Consider the following 15,287-nt stretch of genomic DNA (forward strand, 5'->3'; position numbering starts at 1 on the left):
CGCCGGGTCCGCGACCGGGGGCCGTCGCCACTGCGACCCTGACGGAGGGACGAAATGACTCTGATCGACCTCGGTGAGACGACCGATCCGCAGTCGCCCCCGGCGACCCGCCGGCCCCGGTCCGCCGGCCGCCCGTTCCGGCTCGGCCTGGTGCTCGTGCTGCTGCTCGCCGCGGTGACCGCCGGGGCGCCACCGGCCGGACGCGCGGCGGCGGTCGTGCCGGGCTCGCCCGGGTCGGAGGCGTTCCTGTCCGGTGGTCGGCTCTTCGTCGTCGAGCCCGGCGGCGAGGTGCTCGCCTACCCGCTGCCGGAGCGACTCACCCCTCGACCGCAGCGCCCGGCGCCCCGGTGGCGGGCCCGGGTACCGGCGTCCGGCCGGCTGGCCTGGGTGCGGACCGCGCGGGACGGCACGGTGCTGGTCGTCGCGGAGACACGCGGGGGCACCGCGCTGGAGACCTTCGCGTTGGACGGGACGAGCGGCCGCGTGCGGTGGCGACAGCCCGGCTTCACCAGTGTCGACGCCGCCGGTCGCGGGTTCGTGCGGGTCGACGGGGACGACGGCGCCGAAGTACGGGCGGTCGACCTGGATTCGGGCCGACTGCGCTGGTCCGCGCCGGTGCCGCCCGAGGGACCGGACTACCACGTCCGCGACGGCGTGATCGAGTCGCTGGTGCTGGTCTGGAGTGCCAGTGGCCGGACGGTGGTCCGTGCTGCCCGCACCGGTGACGTGCGGGCGGCGGCGGACCTGACGGTGTCCCCGGCCCGGCGGCCCCGGGTGGTCGGCGACAACCTGTACGTGATCGGCTCCGCAGGGGTGACCGCGTACGGGCTTCCCGGGCTGACCCGTCGCTGGTCGGCGCCGCTGTCCGCCGTCGAGCACCTGACCCAGTGCGCCGGGCTGGTCTGCGCCGCCGGGCAGGCCGGAGGGCTGCGGGCGGTCGACCCGGCGACCGGCGAGCTGCGCTGGAGCGCGCCGGAGTGGACGGCGGTGGCCGGGTCCGCCGGTGACCGCCTGCTCGTGGCCGCGCCGAGTCCCGGCGGCGACCGCTTCGCCGTCCTGCGGGCCGCGACCGGTGACGAGGTGGCGGATCTGGGGGTCTGGCAACTGGTCCGGCGGCCCGGGACCGACGACCGGGTGGTCGGGACGCGGGTGCTGCCGGACGGCGGCGGGCTGCTCGTCGCGGAGCTGGACGTCGCCGCCGGCCGGGTCCGTGGCCGGGACGTGCTCCGGACGGCCATCGGCTCGTGTCAGCAGGACGACGGGGTACTGGTGTGCCGCGCTCGGCAGGGTGGTTTCGGCGTCTGGCGGAGCCCGGCCTGAGCGCCGGCCGTCACCAGTTGGCCTGCGCCGGCGGTGCCGGCAGCGGCACGTCCGGCGGGCGGACGACGTACGCGATCCCGCCGCTGCCGGCCTGCCAGGCGCGCGCGAAGGCGCCCCGCGCGACGGCGCGGCGGACCCCGGCGTCGTCCGGGGCGTACGGGTCGTTGAGCACCGGCTCGCCGTCGGCGGTGAACCCGACGAGCACCACCAGGTGCCCGGCCGTGTCGTAGTCCAGCCCGCGCACCTCGCCGGCGCGGAACGTGGCCGAGACGATCAGCGGGATGCCGGCGGCCACGAACGCCTCCGCCTCGGCCAGTGACCGGAGGCGGGTGACGAACGCGTCCATCCCGTGCAGGCCGGCGTACGCGGTGTTGAACGACCAGTTCCCGGCACCCGCGTACGCGTGGTCGTAGCAGTGCCGGACGGCGTGCACGACGACCGGGCGGGGCCCGGGCGGCTCCACCCACGCGTAGCGCTCCGGAGCGGGCTCCGCGCCCCAGTACGCGAGGACCATCGAGGTGCAGGTGGGGCTGCACCAGGAGTCGCCGCCGCCGGCCCACTGCGGGTGCGCTCCGGCGTGGCGGCGCTGCGAGTACCGGGGAACGTCCAGGACCGTGCCCCAGGCCGCGCCGCCCCCGTCGCTCCCGGCCGTCCGGTCCGCGCCGGAGGCGACCGCGCCGACGCTGCGCAGCACCGGGCTCTCGACGGCGTCGGCGGGCCGGAGCAGGGTCACCCGGACCTGCCAACCGGTTGTCGGGGCGGCCAGCACCAGGGTGTCCGTGTCCACCGAGGCGGTCGTGTCGCGCTGCCCCGGGATGGAGGTGCGTCGCACGGCGTGGTCGTCGCCGGCCCACTCGGCCAGCTCGTACCAGCCGGTGACCGGAGCGTCCCCGTGCCAGCCCCGCAGCTCGACCCGCAGCCAGCTGTCGCCCGGGGTGTCCGCCGTCCAGGACGGCACCACCTCGCGGACCGCGAACCCGGCCGGCACCGGCGGGGAGGTCCAGCTCCCGGCCGCGTACCACCGTGAGTGGCCGTCCGGGTGGCGGTGCGTGACCGGGTCGGCCGTGTCGGCCAGCACCAGTCCCCGGTCGGTGGCACGCAACCCCTGGCCGGTGCCGAGGCGCAGGTCGGCCGGGAACCGGAAGCCACGGTAGGCGACGTCCCGCACCGCCGCGTCGGTCATGACCCTCCCGCCCCGGTCTGACGATTACCGCCGGAAGCATTGCGTACTCCGAAGGTTTTCTGCAACCGCCACCGGTGCGGGCCGGGTTTGGCGGCCGGCACTAGGTTGTCGGGAGGTCGGGCGCGAGGAGGCCGGGATGCGGGTACTGGTGGTCGAGGACGAGCGCAACCTCGCCGACGCGATCGCACGCGGGTTGCGCAAGCGGGGAATGGCGGTGGACGTCGCGTACGACGGCGACAGCGGCCACGAGATGGCCTTCGTCACCCGGTACGACGTGGTGGTGCTCGACCGCGACCTGCCGGGCGTGCACGGCGACCAGATCTGCGCCGAGCTGGCCGCCTCCGGTGCGCTGACCCGGGTGCTGATGCTTACCGCGAGCGGGACGGTGGCCGACCGGGTCGAGGGCTTGCAGCTCGGCGCCGACGACTACCTGCCCAAGCCGTTCGCCTTCGACGAACTGGTCGCCCGGGTGCAGGCGCTGGGCCGGCGCGCCACCCCGGCGGCGCCACCGGTGCTGGAGGTGGCCGACCTGGTGCTCGACCCGGCCCGCCGGACGGCCACCCGGGGTGGCGCGCCGGTCGACCTGACCAACAAGGAGTTCGGCGTCCTCTGCGAGCTGGTCAAGGCCCGCGGTGCCGTGGTCTCGAGCGAGGAACTGCTGGAACGGGTGTGGGACGCCAACACCGACCCGTTCACCACAATCGTCCGGGTGACCGTGATGACCCTCCGGAAGAAGCTCGGCGACCCGCCGCTCATCGAAACCGTCGTCGGCGCCGGCTACCGCGTCGCCGAGGGGGCGTGATGACCCGGCGCCGGCTGCGGCCCACCCTCCGACTCCGCCTCACGCTGCTCAACGGCGTGCTGCTGGTGGGGGCGGGTGCGATCCTGGTGCTGCTGGCCTGGCTGCTGGTCCGTGACGCGCTGCGCCCCACCGACGAACTGCTCCCCGGCACCACCGTCGTACTGGCCGACGGCCGGACTCTCGACGCCGGGCAGTGGCAGCGGCAACTGGTCGACGCGGCCAGCCGGGAACTGCTGGCCAAGGGCCTCGCGGCGCTGCTGGCGATCGGCGTCGTCGGGGTGGCCGGCGCGTACGCGGTGGCCGGCCGTGCGCTGCGCCCGCTGCACCAGGTGACCGCCACCGCCCGACGGCTCGGCGAGACCACCCTCGACCAACGAATCGGCTACTCCGGCGCCGACGACGAGGTGACCGAGTTGGCGCAGACGTTCGACGCGATGCTGGACCGCATCGCCACCGCGTTCGAGGTGCAGAAGCGCTTCGTCGCCAACGCCTCGCACGAACTGCGGACCCCGCTGGCCGTGATGCGTACCGAGATCGACGTGACGCTCAGCGACGACGACGCGGACATCGCCGAGTACCGCCGGATGGCCACCGTGGTGCGGGACGCCTCCGAACGCGCGAACAACCTGGTCGACGCGCTGCTGGTGCTCGCCCGTAGCGAGGCGCAGGCCGGCCGCAGCCTGGCCCGGCGCACCGAGTGCGACCTGGCCTCCGGCACCGCCAATGCGCTGTCGGCGGTACGCCGGGAGGTGGAGCGGATCAAGCTGCGGGTGCAGGCCTCGCTGGAGCCCGCGCCTGTGGTCGGCGACCCCGGCCTGCTCGACCGGCTCGCCGGGAACCTCATCGAGAACGCGGTCCGCTACAACCACCTGCACGGCCGGCTCTGGGTGCGGACCGGCTCCGACGGCCGGCGGTCCTGGCTGGTGGTGGGCAACACCGGCTTCGAGGTGGACCAGGCCGACGTGCCGGGCCTGTTCGAGCCGTTCCGGCGGGGTGGCCGGGAGCGGACCGGGGCGCGGGGTTCCGGCCTAGGCCTGTCGATCGTGCGGGCGGTGTGCGACGCGCACGGGGGAACGGTGAGCGCCGTCGCGCAGCCGGGCGGCGGCCTCGAGGTGACCGTGCTGCTGCCGGGGCTCGACACCGCCCCGACCGTCGAGGCCGGTCGCTGACGCCGGCACGTCCGCCCGGACCGGCCCGTACGCGGCAGCGTCCCGGAGAAACCGTTTGATCCGGATGAGAGGCTCGGGTCATGGTTTCGAGAGTGCGCTGGGTCGATTTCGACTGTGCCGACCCGTTCCGGGTGGCGAGTTTCTGGGCGGAGGCGACCGGCCTGCGACACGATCCGGACAACAAGCCGGGTGAGGACGAGTGCGCGTTGTTGTCGGGCGCGGACATCGCCGACGGCGGGATGCTCTTCCAGCGGGTGCCGGAGGGCCGGGTGGCGAAGAACAGGCTGCACCTGGACCTGCAGCCGACCGACCGCACCCGCGACGAGGAGATCGAGCGGCTGCTCGGCCTGGGCGCCTCGCTGGTCGACGACCATCGGAAGGCCGACGGCACGGGCTGGGCGGTGCTCGCCGACCCGGAGGGCAACGAGTTCTGCGTCGAGCGCAGCGTCGCGGAGCGCGCCGCGACGGACTGACCGACCTCCCGCGATCTTGCACGTCGTGCCCCGACGTACCGGGTGCAACGGTCGGAACGAGGGCCGAAAGTGCAAGATCGCGGGGGCGGTGGTCAGGACTTCTGCTCGATCTGGCCGCGCATCGCGACCAGTTCCTGCTGCGCCTCGGCACCGGTCTTGAAGTAGATCAGGATCATGCCGACGCTGCCGCTGTCGCTCCAGACGCAGAAGCCGATCGGCACCTGGTTCGCCTCGGCGTCGCCGCACTTGGCCTCCCCGCCCAGCGGACCCGGGTCCACCGAGGACATCTCGCCGATCTCGACATCGCTCTGCCGCGCGCCGGCGATGGTGTCGTCGAGGGTCTTCGCCGGGTCGGCGTTGCGCCCGGAAGCGGCTGCCACCATCACCAGATCCTGCTTGACCGGATCGCCGTAGAAGGCGCCCACCGCGCTTGTCGCACCCGGCAGCGCCTTGTTCAGCTCGGCCTCCAGCGTCCGGCTGGCGTTCTGCAGGTTGGGGTCGGTGACCTTGGGCCGGCCGCCGAGCGTCTCCGGCTCGACCACGCGGATCCGGGCGGCGTCGACGGTCTCCTTCACCTCGTCCTTGACCGCGAAGAACACGACAGCGGCCCCACCGAGGCAGAGCACCAGCACCGCCGCCAGCACGATCAGCAGGACCTTGCCGGCCGAACCCTTCTTCGGAGCGGGCGGCACGGCGCCGAACTGCCCACCCGGCCCGCCGGGGGGCGGGAAACCGCCGGCCGGCTGCTGCGGGAAACCGCCGGGCTGCGCCTCCGGGTACCCTCCCGGCTGCTGCTGCGGGGGCGTCGGGTACCCGCCGGGCTGCGGCGGCGGGTAGCCACCCGGCTGCTGCTGCGGGTACCCACCCGGCTGCGCGGGCGGCGGGTAGCCACCGGACTGCGGCGGCGGGTAGCCACCCGGCTGGGAGCCGTACGGCTCGCCGCCGGGCTGCGGAGGGTACGGGTTGACTGGGGGCTGGGACATGCGGTCAGCTCCAGGTTTCGACGAACGCGACGCGCGATCTTAACGAGGGTGGATGCCCGCGCGATGTCCGACATCCGTCGTGGGTGAGGAAGATCGCCGATGCGGGTCGGCGCCCACGTCGCGGGCGCCGACCGCCGGGCCGTGGCTCAGGATCGCTTCTCGACCTGTCCCCGGATCGAGGTGAACTCGGCCTTCGCCTTCCTGCCCGAGGAGAAGAACATCACGATCATGCCGACGCTGCCCTGGTCGGCCCAGACGCAGACGCCGAGCGGGATCTCCGAGGCGCTGCCGTCGCCGCACTTCGCCACGCCGCCGAGCGGCCCGGGGGACACGGTGGACATCCGCCGGGTGCTCAGTTCCGTGGCGAGCGCCTTGACGGCGTCGTCCAGCTCCCGCTTCGGGTCGAGAACGAAACCCGAGGCACCGGCGATCATCACCATGTTCTGCTTCTCGGCGCTGCCGTAGAAGGCGCCGATCGCGCTGTTCTCGCTGCGTACCGTCGCCTTCATGTCCCGGACCATGTCGTCGGCCAGGGCCTTCAGCTCCGGGTCGGTGCTCTTCGCCCGGCCGCCGAGCGTCTTCGGCGCGACGAGGCGGATCCGTGGGTCCGGGCTGGGCTCGTCCGAGGGGACCGGGTCGGCGGCGTCCGCCCCCGGCGCCGCGGCTCCGCTGGGCGCGGCCGCCCGGGGCGGCGCGGGGTCGTCACTGCCGGAGAGCGCGACGTAGGCGAGGCCACCGCCGCCCAGGCAGAGCACCAGCAGCCCGACGAGACCGAGCGACAGCACCAGCGGGAGCCGGGACTTCCGAGCGGGCGGCGTCGTCTCCGGGCCGGTCGGGAACGCGGCCGGCTGACCGTACGGCGGCTGGCCGTAGCCAGGGCCGCTCGCCGGCGGGTCGGCCGCCGGGATCGGCGGGAAGTTGCCGTACACCTGGGTGGGCTGCTCGTCCGCCGAGCCCGGCCGGGGCTGCGGCGCGGACCAGCCACCGGCCGGGGCCGGCGGGATGCCGCCGCCACCGGCGGGCCGCCACGGATCCACCGGGCGCTGCTGCGCGCCGGCCGCCTCCGGGCTGGTGTGGAACGGCGTCTTCTGCTGCGGCTGGTTCGGCCAGGCGGCCGTGCCGGGAGTGGCCGGCCGGGTCGGGTCGGCCCAGGCCGGCGGCGGTGGCGGTGGCCAGGCCGGCCCGGTGCCCGGCGCGTCCGGCGCTCGTGGCGGCGGAGGAACCGGCGGCCAGCCGCCCGGCTGGGCAGCGCCGGGGTGCCGGTCCCAGGACCCCGGCGGCGGGGGAGCCGGCGGCTGGGGGTTGGACCGGGCGTCGCGCTCCGGTTGCCCGGACCAGGGGTCGACCGGCGGTGAGGTCATGGGATCAGCTCCAGGCGAAGATGCGAACGGGTGATCGTAGCGAGCCGGCACTGCGTCCCGCTGCCCCGGCCCACGCCGTGGAACGACGATCGCGGTGACCGCCCGACTGGGCGGCCACCGCGATCGTAGGGGAGCGGAGCGGTCAGGCCGAGAGGCTGGCCACACCGCGCGGCAGGAACCGGGAGCCGGTGACCCGCTCGGCGGTGCCGGTCCGGTCCAGGTACGGCGTGACACCGCCCAGGTGGAACGGCCACCCGGCACCGAGGATCATGCACAGGTCGATGTCCTGCGCCTCGGCGACGACGCCCTCGTCGAGCATGAGCCGGATCTCCTGGGCCAGCGCGTCGAGCGCGTTCTGGCGGACCTGCTCGGCGGTCAGCGGCTGGTCGCCCACCACCAGCAGCTTCGCCACCTCGGCGTTCACCTCGTCGTCGACGACGATGGGCTGGCCCGAGTCGGCGATGCGCTTGAGGTTCTCGCTGACGTCGAACCGGTCCGGGAACGCGGCGTGCAGGGTGCCGCCGACGTGGTACGCGACGGCCGGCCCGACCAGCTGAAGCAGCGCGAGCGGACGCATCGGCAGGCCCAGCGGGTCGAGCGCGCTGTTCGCCACGTCCAGCGGGGTGCCGGCGTCGACGGCGGCGAACACCGTGCCCAGGAAGCGGGTCAGCAGCCGGTTGACCACGAACGCCGGGGCGTCCTTCACCAGCACGCAGGACTTCCGGAGCTGCTTGCCGACCGCGAAGGCGGTGGCCAGGGTGGCGTCGTCGGTCCGCTCGCCACGAACGATCTCCAGCAGCGGCAGCACCGCGACCGGGTTGAAGAAGTGGAAGCCGACCACCCGCTCCGGGTGTTCCAGGTCCTCCGCCATGGCGGTCACCGACAGCGACGACGTGTTGGTCGCCAGCACCGCCTCAGGCTTGACGATCTTCTCCAGCTCGGCCCAGACCTGCTTCTTGACGTTCAAATCCTCGAAGACGGCCTCGATGACGAAGTCGGCGTCGGCGAAGACCGACTTGTCGACCGAGCCGCTCACCAGCCCGTACAGCTTGGCCGCGGTGCCCTTGTCCATCCGCCCCTTGCTGACCGACTTCTCGATCTGCTGGTGCACGTACGCGACGCCCTTGTCGACCCGGGCCTGGTCCAGGTCGGTCATGACGACCGGCACCTGGAGGCGACGGGCGAAGAGCAGGGCCAGCTGGCTGGCCATCAGGCCGGCGCCGACGATGCCGACCTTGGTGACCGGCCGGGCCAGGCCCTTGTCCGGGGCGCCGGCCGGCCGCTTGGCCCGCCGCTGCACCAGGTCGAACGCGTACAGGCCGCTGCGCAGCTCCTCGGAGAAGACCAGGTCCGCCAGGGCCTCGTCCTCGGCGGCGGTGCCGGTCGCGAAGTCCGCGTCCTTCGCCGTCTCCAGCAGGTCCAGCGCCTTGTACGCGGATGGGACCGCGCCGTGCAGCCGCTGGTCCAGGGTCTGGCGGGCGAAGTAGAGCACCCCGCCCCACATGTCCCGGTCGACCTCCGGCCGGGTCACGGTGACCTCGCCCCGGACCACGCCGGCGGCCCACTCCAGGGACCGCTCCAGGAAGTCCGCCGGCTCCAGCAGCACGTCGGCGATGCCCAGCTCGGCGGCCTGCTTCGGCTTGAGCATCTTGTTCTGCATCAACGGGTTCTGGATGATCACCTGGGTCGCGGCCGGGATGCCGATCAGGTTCGGCAGCAGTTGCGTGCCGCCCCAGCCCGGGACCAGGCCGAGGGAGACCTCGGGCAGCGCGAGGGCCGCCGCGCCCGCCGACAGCGTCCGGTAGTGGCAGTGCAGCGCCAGCTCCAGGCCGCCGCCCATCGCCGCGCCGTTGACGAAGGCGAACGTCGGGATGTCGCTGTCCTTCAGGCGGGCGAAGACCCGGTGACCGAGCCGGCCGATCTCCAGGGCCTGCTCGCGGTCCGCGAGCTGCGGCAGGCCGGTGATGTCCGCGCCCACGCAGAAGATGTACGGCTTGCCGGTGACCGCGATGAACGCCGGGTTCGCCGCGAGGGCCGTGCTGATCGCCTCGTCCAGGCTGGTCAGGCCGCCCGGGCCGAAGGTGTTCGGCTTGGTGTGGTCGAAGCCGTTGTCCAGGGTGATCAGGGCGGCCGGACGGTCCAGCCCCGGTACGTTCACCTGACGCACGAGCGCCTTGGTGACCACCTCGTTCGGTGCCGCGAGCGCGCTCACTGTGCTTCCTCCATTCGCGACTGCGGGGCTCGCAAGCTCACTCCTCGCGCTCACTTGTTGCCCTCCCAGTGCGGGTTCTCCCAGATCACGGTGCCGCCCATGCCGATGCCGATGCACATGGCGGTGAGGCCGTAGCGGACCTCCGGGTGCTCGGCGAACTGCCGGGCGAGCTGGGTCATCAGCCGCACACCCGAGGACGCGAGTGGGTGACCGATGGCGATCGCGCCGCCCCACGGGTTGACCCGCGGGTCGTCGTCGGCGATGCCGAAGTGGTCGAGGAACGCGAGCACCTGGACGGCGAACGCCTCGTTCAGCTCGAACAGGCCGATGTCGTCGATGGTCAGGCCCGCGATGCGCAGCGCCTTCTCGGTCGACGGGATCGGGCCGACGCCCATCACCTCGGGCTCCACGCCGACGAAGCCGTACGACACCAGCCGCATCGCGACCGGCAGGCCCAGCTCACGGGCGGTCTCCTCGGCGGCGAGCAGGCTCGCGGTGGCGCCGTCGTTCAGGCCGGCCGCGTTGCCCGCGGTGACCTTGCCGTGCGGGCGGAACGGCGTCTTGAGGGTGCCGAGCTTCTCCATCGACGTGTCGCGCGGGGCCTCGTCCACGGTGGCCAGGCCCCAGCCGGCCTCGGGGTCGCGGATCGCCACCGGCACCAGGTCGCCCTGGAGCTTGCCGTTGGCGTACGCCTTGGCGGTCTTCTGCTGCGAGGCGAGCGCGAAGGCGTCGGTGCGCTCCTTCGTGATGTGCGGGACCCGGTCGTGCAGGTTCTCCGCGGTCGCGCCCATGACCAGGGCGGACGGGTCGACCAGCTTCTCGGCGACGATCCGCGGATTGGGGTCGACGCCCTCGCCCATCGGGTGGCGGCCCATGTGCTCGACGCCGCCGGCGATGGCGACGTCGTACGCGCCCATGGCGATGCCGCCGGCGACCGTGGTCACGGCGGTCATCGCGCCGGCGCACATGCGGTCGATGGCGAAACCGGGGACGGTCTTGGGGAGGCCGGACAGCAGGGCGGCGGTCCGGCCGATGGTCAGGCCCTGGTCGCCGATCTGCGTGGTGGCGGCGATGGCGACTTCCTCGACCCGTTCCGGGGGCAGCTGCGGGTTGCGGCGCAGCAGCTCGCGGATGCAGCGGATCACCAGGTCGTCGGCGCGGGTGTTGGCGTACATGCCACCCGCCTTGCCGAACGGGGTGCGGACGCCGTCGACGAAGACGACATCCCGAACTTCACGGGGCACTTGAGCCTCCTCTTCGACCATGAAACGGCCTCCGCGCCGCTGGGCGGCGTTCCGGCCGAGTGAAGGTCGACGGCACTTGGGCGTTTCCCTCGGATGCTACTCGCCAGTAACCATCGAGGACACCACCCCCCGTGTGGCCCACCCCACACCCGCCGAGCGGGTCCGCGCAACCCGTGATCAACGGGTCACGGAGTGGGATCCGGGTCGGTCAGGGCCTTCGTCAGGTCCGGTAGCAGAAGGTTGATCTGCCAGTCGCGGGCGCCGAGGCCCCGGAGCGTCTCCCGTACCGCCTCGTCCGTCACGTCCTCCGGCGGGACCCACGCCAGGCGGCGGATCGAGTCCGGCGCGATCAGGTTCTCCGCCGGCAGGGTGTGCGCTCCAGCCACCCGGACGACCACCTCCCGGCACCGGGCCAGCCGGGCCGCGGCGACCGGGTCGCGCTCGGCCCAGCGGTGCGGCGGCGGCGGGCCCTCGACGGTCGGCGCGATCGGCAGGGCGTCGTCCGGCAGCTGCCGGGCGTCGTCGAGGGCCGCCAGCCAGGTACGCGCCAGCCGGCGCACCGAACGACCCCCGAAACCGGGCAGCGTCAGCAGGGTCTTCTCGTCCTTCGGGTCCAGCTCGGCGGCCGCCACGATCGCGGAGTCCGGTAGCACCCGGCCCGGAGCGGCGTCGCGGCGCGCCGCGATCTGGTCCCGCGCGTACCAGAGCGACCGCACCCGGGCCTGCGCCCGCGCGCCACGTACCCGGTGGATGCCGGACGTGCGGCGCCAGGGCTCGGCGCGGACCCGGGGTGGGCGGGCGCCGTTGCGGACCAGCGCGGCGAACTCCTCCGCCGCCCACCCGGACTTGCCCTGCCGGGCCAGCTCGGCATCCAGCGCGTCGCGCAGCTCGACAAGCAGCTCCACGTCCAGCGCGGCGTACGTCAGCCAGGACTCCGGCAGCGGCCGGCTCGACCAGTCGGCCGCCGAGTGGTGCTTCTCCAAACTGAAGCCGAGCAACTGCTCGGTCAGCGCGGCCAGGCCCACCCGCTCGAAGCCGGCCAGCCGGGCGGCCAGCTCGGTGTCGAAGAGCCGCCGCGGGCGCAGGCCCAGCTCGGCCAGGCAGGGCAGATCCTGACTGGCGGCGTGCAGCACCCACTCGGCCTCGCCGATCGCCTCGTCGAGCACGGTCAGGTCGGGCAGCGGCAGCGGGTCGATCAGGGCGGTGCCCGCCCCGGCGCGGCGCAGCTGCACGAGGTACGCGCGCTGGCTGTACCGGTAGCCCGAGGCGCGCTCGGCGTCCAGCGCCACCGGGCCGCTGCCCGCGGCGAAGCGGGCCACGATCTCGGTCAGCTCCGCCCGGGAGGCCACCGGTTGCGGGGTGCCCTCGCGGGGCGCGGTCAGCGGCACGGGGGCGGCGTCGGCGGAATCGGGCGGGGCGGTCGGCGGCCCGCCGGCGGTCGGGTCGGCCCCCGCGTCCTCCGGCTCCGGCAGGGCCGACGGCGCGTGGTGCGGTGTGTCTCCCGTACGGCTCTCGACGGCCCGACGGCGCAGGGGTGGTTCGTCGGTCACCCGACAACCCTATTGCGCGACCCGATGCCGCGGGTGCAGCCGGTCCCGTGTGTGTCGAAGAGGTGGCCGGTGGGTGTCCTGGGACCACCCGACAAGGGGGAAGACAAAGCACGTCCGTGCAGGTACGGTCCTTCGAGCCGTCGCGCGTGAACCGGACAACAGGTCGGTCGGCGGCAGTACGGGGCTCCGGGGGAGGGCGTGGGGATCATGACTGCGGGCTACGACGGGTCCGGCGCGGAGGATCGTCGCGGCGCGGTCCCGCCCGATGACGCCCGGGGCGCCCCCGCGCCGCGACCACCGCTCCCTCAGCCGTCTCCGCCGTCGGCGTCGACGTATCCACCGCCCGCGTCCGGGGCGTATCCGCCGCCGGCCTCTGGGGCGTATCCGCCGCCGGCGTCCGGGCCGTATCCGCCGCCGGCACCCCCGGCGTACCAAGCTGCCGAGGCCGGTCACGGCGCCGGCGGTTCCGGTCAGCGGCCGGCTCCACCGACCGGGACCACGTGGTCCCCGCCGCCCCAGGCGAACCCATGGGGCGCCCCCGCCCCCGCTGAGTACGGCGGGTGGGGCCAGGGAGTCGTGCCACCCGCCGGCGGTCCCGCCACCGGGGGCGCCCCCGCCGCGTCCCATCCACCGCCGTCCGGACCCGCGGTCCCGTTTCCCGGTCCCCCGGGAGCATGGCCCGGCACCCCACCTGTCCCCGCGTCGACCGCACCGGGCCGGGGCGGGTCCAGGCGCTTGGCCGTGCTGCTCCTGGCCGTGCTGGTCCTGGTGACGGGCGTGCAGGCGTACCAGATCCATCGCCTCACCGACCGGCTCGATGACACCGACCGGCGCCTGGACACCGCGCAGGCGGACACCGGGGCGCGGCTCGACGGCCTGGAGGCGCAGGCGAAGGCCCTCGACGAGCAGGTCAGCGGGGCATTCGACCCGGAGGCCATCGCCACCGCCGTGCTGCCCAGCGTGTTCCGGGTGCGCGCCGGCCGGTTCACCGGCAGTGCGTTCGCCGTGGGCAAACCGGCCACCCAGGGCGGTACCAACCTGTTCACCAACTTCCACGTGGTCGAAGCGGTCTGGGACAGTGGTGGCCGGAAGGTCTTCCTGGAGCGCACCGATCAGCGCTTCCCGGCGACCATCGTCAAGGTGGACAAGGTCAACGACATCGCCCACCTGCGTACGAGCAGTAAGTTCACCGGTCTTGTCGCCGCCCCCGCAGCCGTGAAGTCCGGGCAGCAGATCGTCGTGGTGGGAGCCCCGCTCGGGCTGGAGGACAGCGTCACCACCGGTGTGGTGAGCGCCTTCCGCAAGGCCGAGGGCGGCGATCCGCCGGCGATCCAGTTCGATGCCCCGATCAATCCGGGCAACTCCGGCGGCCCGGTCATCAACGGCAGCAAGCAGGTCGTCGGCATCGCCACCGCCAAGGCACGTAACGCCGAGGGAATCGGGCTCGCCGTACCCATCAAGACCGCCTGTGACGGTTTCAAGATCTGCTGAGCGGCCCGCCGTTCGCACCCGTCGACACGCTCCTGCGGGCGACCCTGCCCGCATTCGTTCCCCTCGGAGGATAGAAAAGAGATGTCCCAACCCCCGGTCGAGTCACCCGGATTCCCCCCGCAGCCACCTGTTCCCGGCCAGCCGGCCGACGGTGGTGCCCGCCACGACGTGACCCAGCAGATGCCTCAGCAGTTCCCCGGCGCCCAGCCTCAGCCCCACTACGGTTCCACGTCCGCGCCGCCGACTGCGCCGCTCGGTGGGGCGGTTCCCGCGCCCCCGACCGCCAATCCGCCCGGGGCGCAGCCGATGTCCGGGCCGCCCACGTACGGGGCTCCGATGTCCGGGCCGCCCATGCAGGGTGCCCCGATGTCCGGGCCACCCTATGGGCCTCCGATGTCCGGGCCGCCCATGCAGGGTGCCCCGATGTCCGGGCCGCCCATGTACGGCGATCCGATGTCCGGGCCGTCGTACGGGGCGCCGGCGGGCAAGAAGGGTCGGGCCGTGCTGGTCCTGGCCGTGGTGGCGGGGCTGCTCTTCGTTCTCGGCGGGGTGATGACCGGCCTGTTCCTCAACGCCAGCGGCGACCTGAACCGGGCGGAGACGCAACTGAGCGAGCGGGACGCCACCATCGCGGCGAACGCCAAGGACATGGAGAAGCTCAAGTTCAACCTGCAGCGTGCTCAGGCCACCCTCGCCGAGACGCAGCAGGACCTCACCGGCACGAAGAACGACCGGGACGAGCAGGCCCGGCAGAAGAAGGTCATCGCCACCTGCCTGGACAAGCTCACCACCGCGCTCGGCGCGGCGGCCGCCGGCAATCGCAGCGCCTATGACAAGGCCAGGAAGGGCCTGGACAAGGTGTGCGAGGAGGCCGAGGACTACCTCTGAGGATGCTCCAGACCCCCGGCGGGGCGGCGCTCGGGTAGCGCCGTCACGCCGGGTGGGGGGAGGCCGGCCGTCGAGGCGAGGAGGGTGCACCAGGCGTACAGGTGGGGGGCCAGGTCGTCGTCGAGCGGCGTCCACGAGGCGCGGATCTCGATGTCACCCCCCGCAGGCGGGCCGGCCAGCTCGCCGAAGCGGGTGGACATCGTCTGCGTGACCGTCCCGCCGATCGCCCGGTGCCGGGCGCCCTGCACGTCGAGCGCGTCGGTCAGCCAGGTCCAGCCCACGCCGGGCAGCAGCGGGTCAGCCGCCAGGTCGATCTCCAACTCGGCGGTCACGTACGTCACCAGGCGCAGCTTGCCCTGCCACGCCTCGTGCCCCGCGGGGTCGTGCAGCAGGATCAGCCGGCCGGTGGCCACCTCGTCGCCGTCGCGCAGCACGGTCGCGGAGAGCGCGAACGCGTACGGCGCCAGCCGCTGCGGCGCCCCGACCTCCTCCAGGAGGATCTCCGGCCGCGGCGCCGCGGACCGGAGCCCGGCAACCGCGCGGGCGAAGGTCTCGGGGAGCGCGATCGGGGGGGCCATGGTCGAAGCGTATGCCGCCGCGTGTCCGCCCAC

Annotated in this window: 13 protein-coding genes; 6 read left to right on the top strand and 7 right to left on the bottom strand. The window is 73.9% G+C overall.

The annotated features are described in order from the left end of the window. Window positions 1-54: 54 nt before the first annotated feature. Window positions 55-1,320, top strand: coding sequence for an outer membrane protein assembly factor BamB family protein (locus ABTW87_RS07950; RefSeq protein ID WP_350649629.1), 1,266 nt, complete (start codon window positions 55-57; stop codon window positions 1,318-1,320). Between the two features lie 10 nt (window positions 1,321-1,330). Here the strand turns inward: ABTW87_RS07950 and ABTW87_RS07955 are convergent, their stop codons facing one another. Beyond that, window positions 1,331-2,503 carry a C39 family peptidase gene (locus tag ABTW87_RS07955; protein ID WP_350649631.1) on the bottom strand — a complete coding sequence of 391 codons (1,173 nt, stop codon included), beginning with the start codon at window positions 2,501-2,503 and terminating at the stop codon, window positions 1,331-1,333. A gap of 136 nt (window positions 2,504-2,639) precedes the next feature. Between ABTW87_RS07955 and ABTW87_RS07960 the strand changes: the two genes are divergently transcribed. The 3 genes from ABTW87_RS07960 to ABTW87_RS07970 all read left to right on the top strand — a co-directional run bounded on the left by ABTW87_RS07960 (window position 2,640) and on the right by ABTW87_RS07970 (window position 4,947). Further along, entirely contained in the window at window positions 2,640-3,305 is a 666-nt protein-coding gene (locus ABTW87_RS07960; protein ID WP_350649633.1) for a response regulator transcription factor, read from the top strand. After that, complete coding sequence (locus ABTW87_RS07965) at window positions 3,305-4,474, top strand: sensor histidine kinase (protein WP_350649635.1); 1,170 nt, start codon at window positions 3,305-3,307, stop codon at window positions 4,472-4,474. Before ABTW87_RS07960 ends, ABTW87_RS07965 begins: the two co-directional genes overlap by 1 nt. Window positions 4,475-4,554: 80 nt before the next feature. Further along, window positions 4,555-4,947 (top strand): VOC family protein, encoded by a 393-nt coding sequence (locus ABTW87_RS07970; protein ID WP_350649637.1) that lies wholly within the window; start codon window positions 4,555-4,557, stop codon window positions 4,945-4,947. Between the two features lie 92 nt (window positions 4,948-5,039). Here the strand turns inward: ABTW87_RS07970 and ABTW87_RS07975 are convergent, their stop codons facing one another. The 5 genes from ABTW87_RS07975 to ABTW87_RS07995 form a co-directional block, all read right to left on the bottom strand. Next, the gene (locus tag ABTW87_RS07975; RefSeq protein ID WP_350649639.1) at window positions 5,040-5,930 is read right to left on the bottom strand and encodes a flagellar basal body-associated FliL family protein; all 891 of its coding nucleotides are present in this window, start codon (window positions 5,928-5,930) and stop codon (window positions 5,040-5,042) included. A 146-nt stretch (window positions 5,931-6,076) separates the two neighbouring features. Continuing rightward, window positions 6,077-6,934, bottom strand: a complete 858-nt coding sequence (locus tag ABTW87_RS07980) for a hypothetical protein (protein ID WP_350649873.1) — start codon at window positions 6,932-6,934, stop codon at window positions 6,077-6,079. 499 nt (window positions 6,935-7,433) lie between these two features. Continuing rightward, entirely contained in the window at window positions 7,434-9,503 is a 2,070-nt protein-coding gene (locus ABTW87_RS07985; RefSeq protein ID WP_350649641.1) for a 3-hydroxyacyl-CoA dehydrogenase NAD-binding domain-containing protein, read from the bottom strand. Window positions 9,504-9,553: 50 nt separating this feature from the next. Continuing rightward, the gene (locus tag ABTW87_RS07990) at window positions 9,554-10,747 is read right to left on the bottom strand and encodes a thiolase family protein (protein ID WP_350649642.1); all 1,194 of its coding nucleotides are present in this window, start codon (window positions 10,745-10,747) and stop codon (window positions 9,554-9,556) included. 185 nt (window positions 10,748-10,932) lie between these two features. Beyond that, on the bottom strand, window positions 10,933-12,297 hold the full coding sequence (locus ABTW87_RS07995) for a ribonuclease D (protein ID WP_350649644.1): 1,365 nt from the start codon (window positions 12,295-12,297) through the stop codon (window positions 10,933-10,935). Window positions 12,298-12,504: 207 nt separating this feature from the next. Here ABTW87_RS07995 and ABTW87_RS08000 point away from each other — a divergent pair, with 207 nt between their 5' ends. Beyond that, the gene (locus tag ABTW87_RS08000; protein ID WP_350649646.1) at window positions 12,505-13,788 is read left to right on the top strand and encodes a S1C family serine protease; all 1,284 of its coding nucleotides are present in this window, start codon (window positions 12,505-12,507) and stop codon (window positions 13,786-13,788) included. 423 nt (window positions 13,789-14,211) lie between these two features. Further along, complete coding sequence (locus ABTW87_RS08005) at window positions 14,212-14,676, top strand: hypothetical protein (RefSeq protein ID WP_350649648.1); 465 nt, start codon at window positions 14,212-14,214, stop codon at window positions 14,674-14,676. On the opposite strand, the gene ABTW87_RS08010 is transcribed toward ABTW87_RS08005, so the two are convergent. After that, the gene (locus tag ABTW87_RS08010) at window positions 14,667-15,254 is read right to left on the bottom strand and encodes a DUF3000 domain-containing protein (RefSeq protein ID WP_350649649.1); all 588 of its coding nucleotides are present in this window, start codon (window positions 15,252-15,254) and stop codon (window positions 14,667-14,669) included. The two genes, ABTW87_RS08005 and ABTW87_RS08010, sit on opposite strands and share 10 nt — an antisense overlap. Between the last annotated feature and the right edge of the window lie 33 nt (window positions 15,255-15,287).

The sequence above is a fragment of the Micromonospora sp. NPDC126480 genome, assembly GCF_040302465.1.
Classification (GTDB): domain Bacteria; phylum Actinomycetota; class Actinomycetes; order Mycobacteriales; family Micromonosporaceae; genus Micromonospora.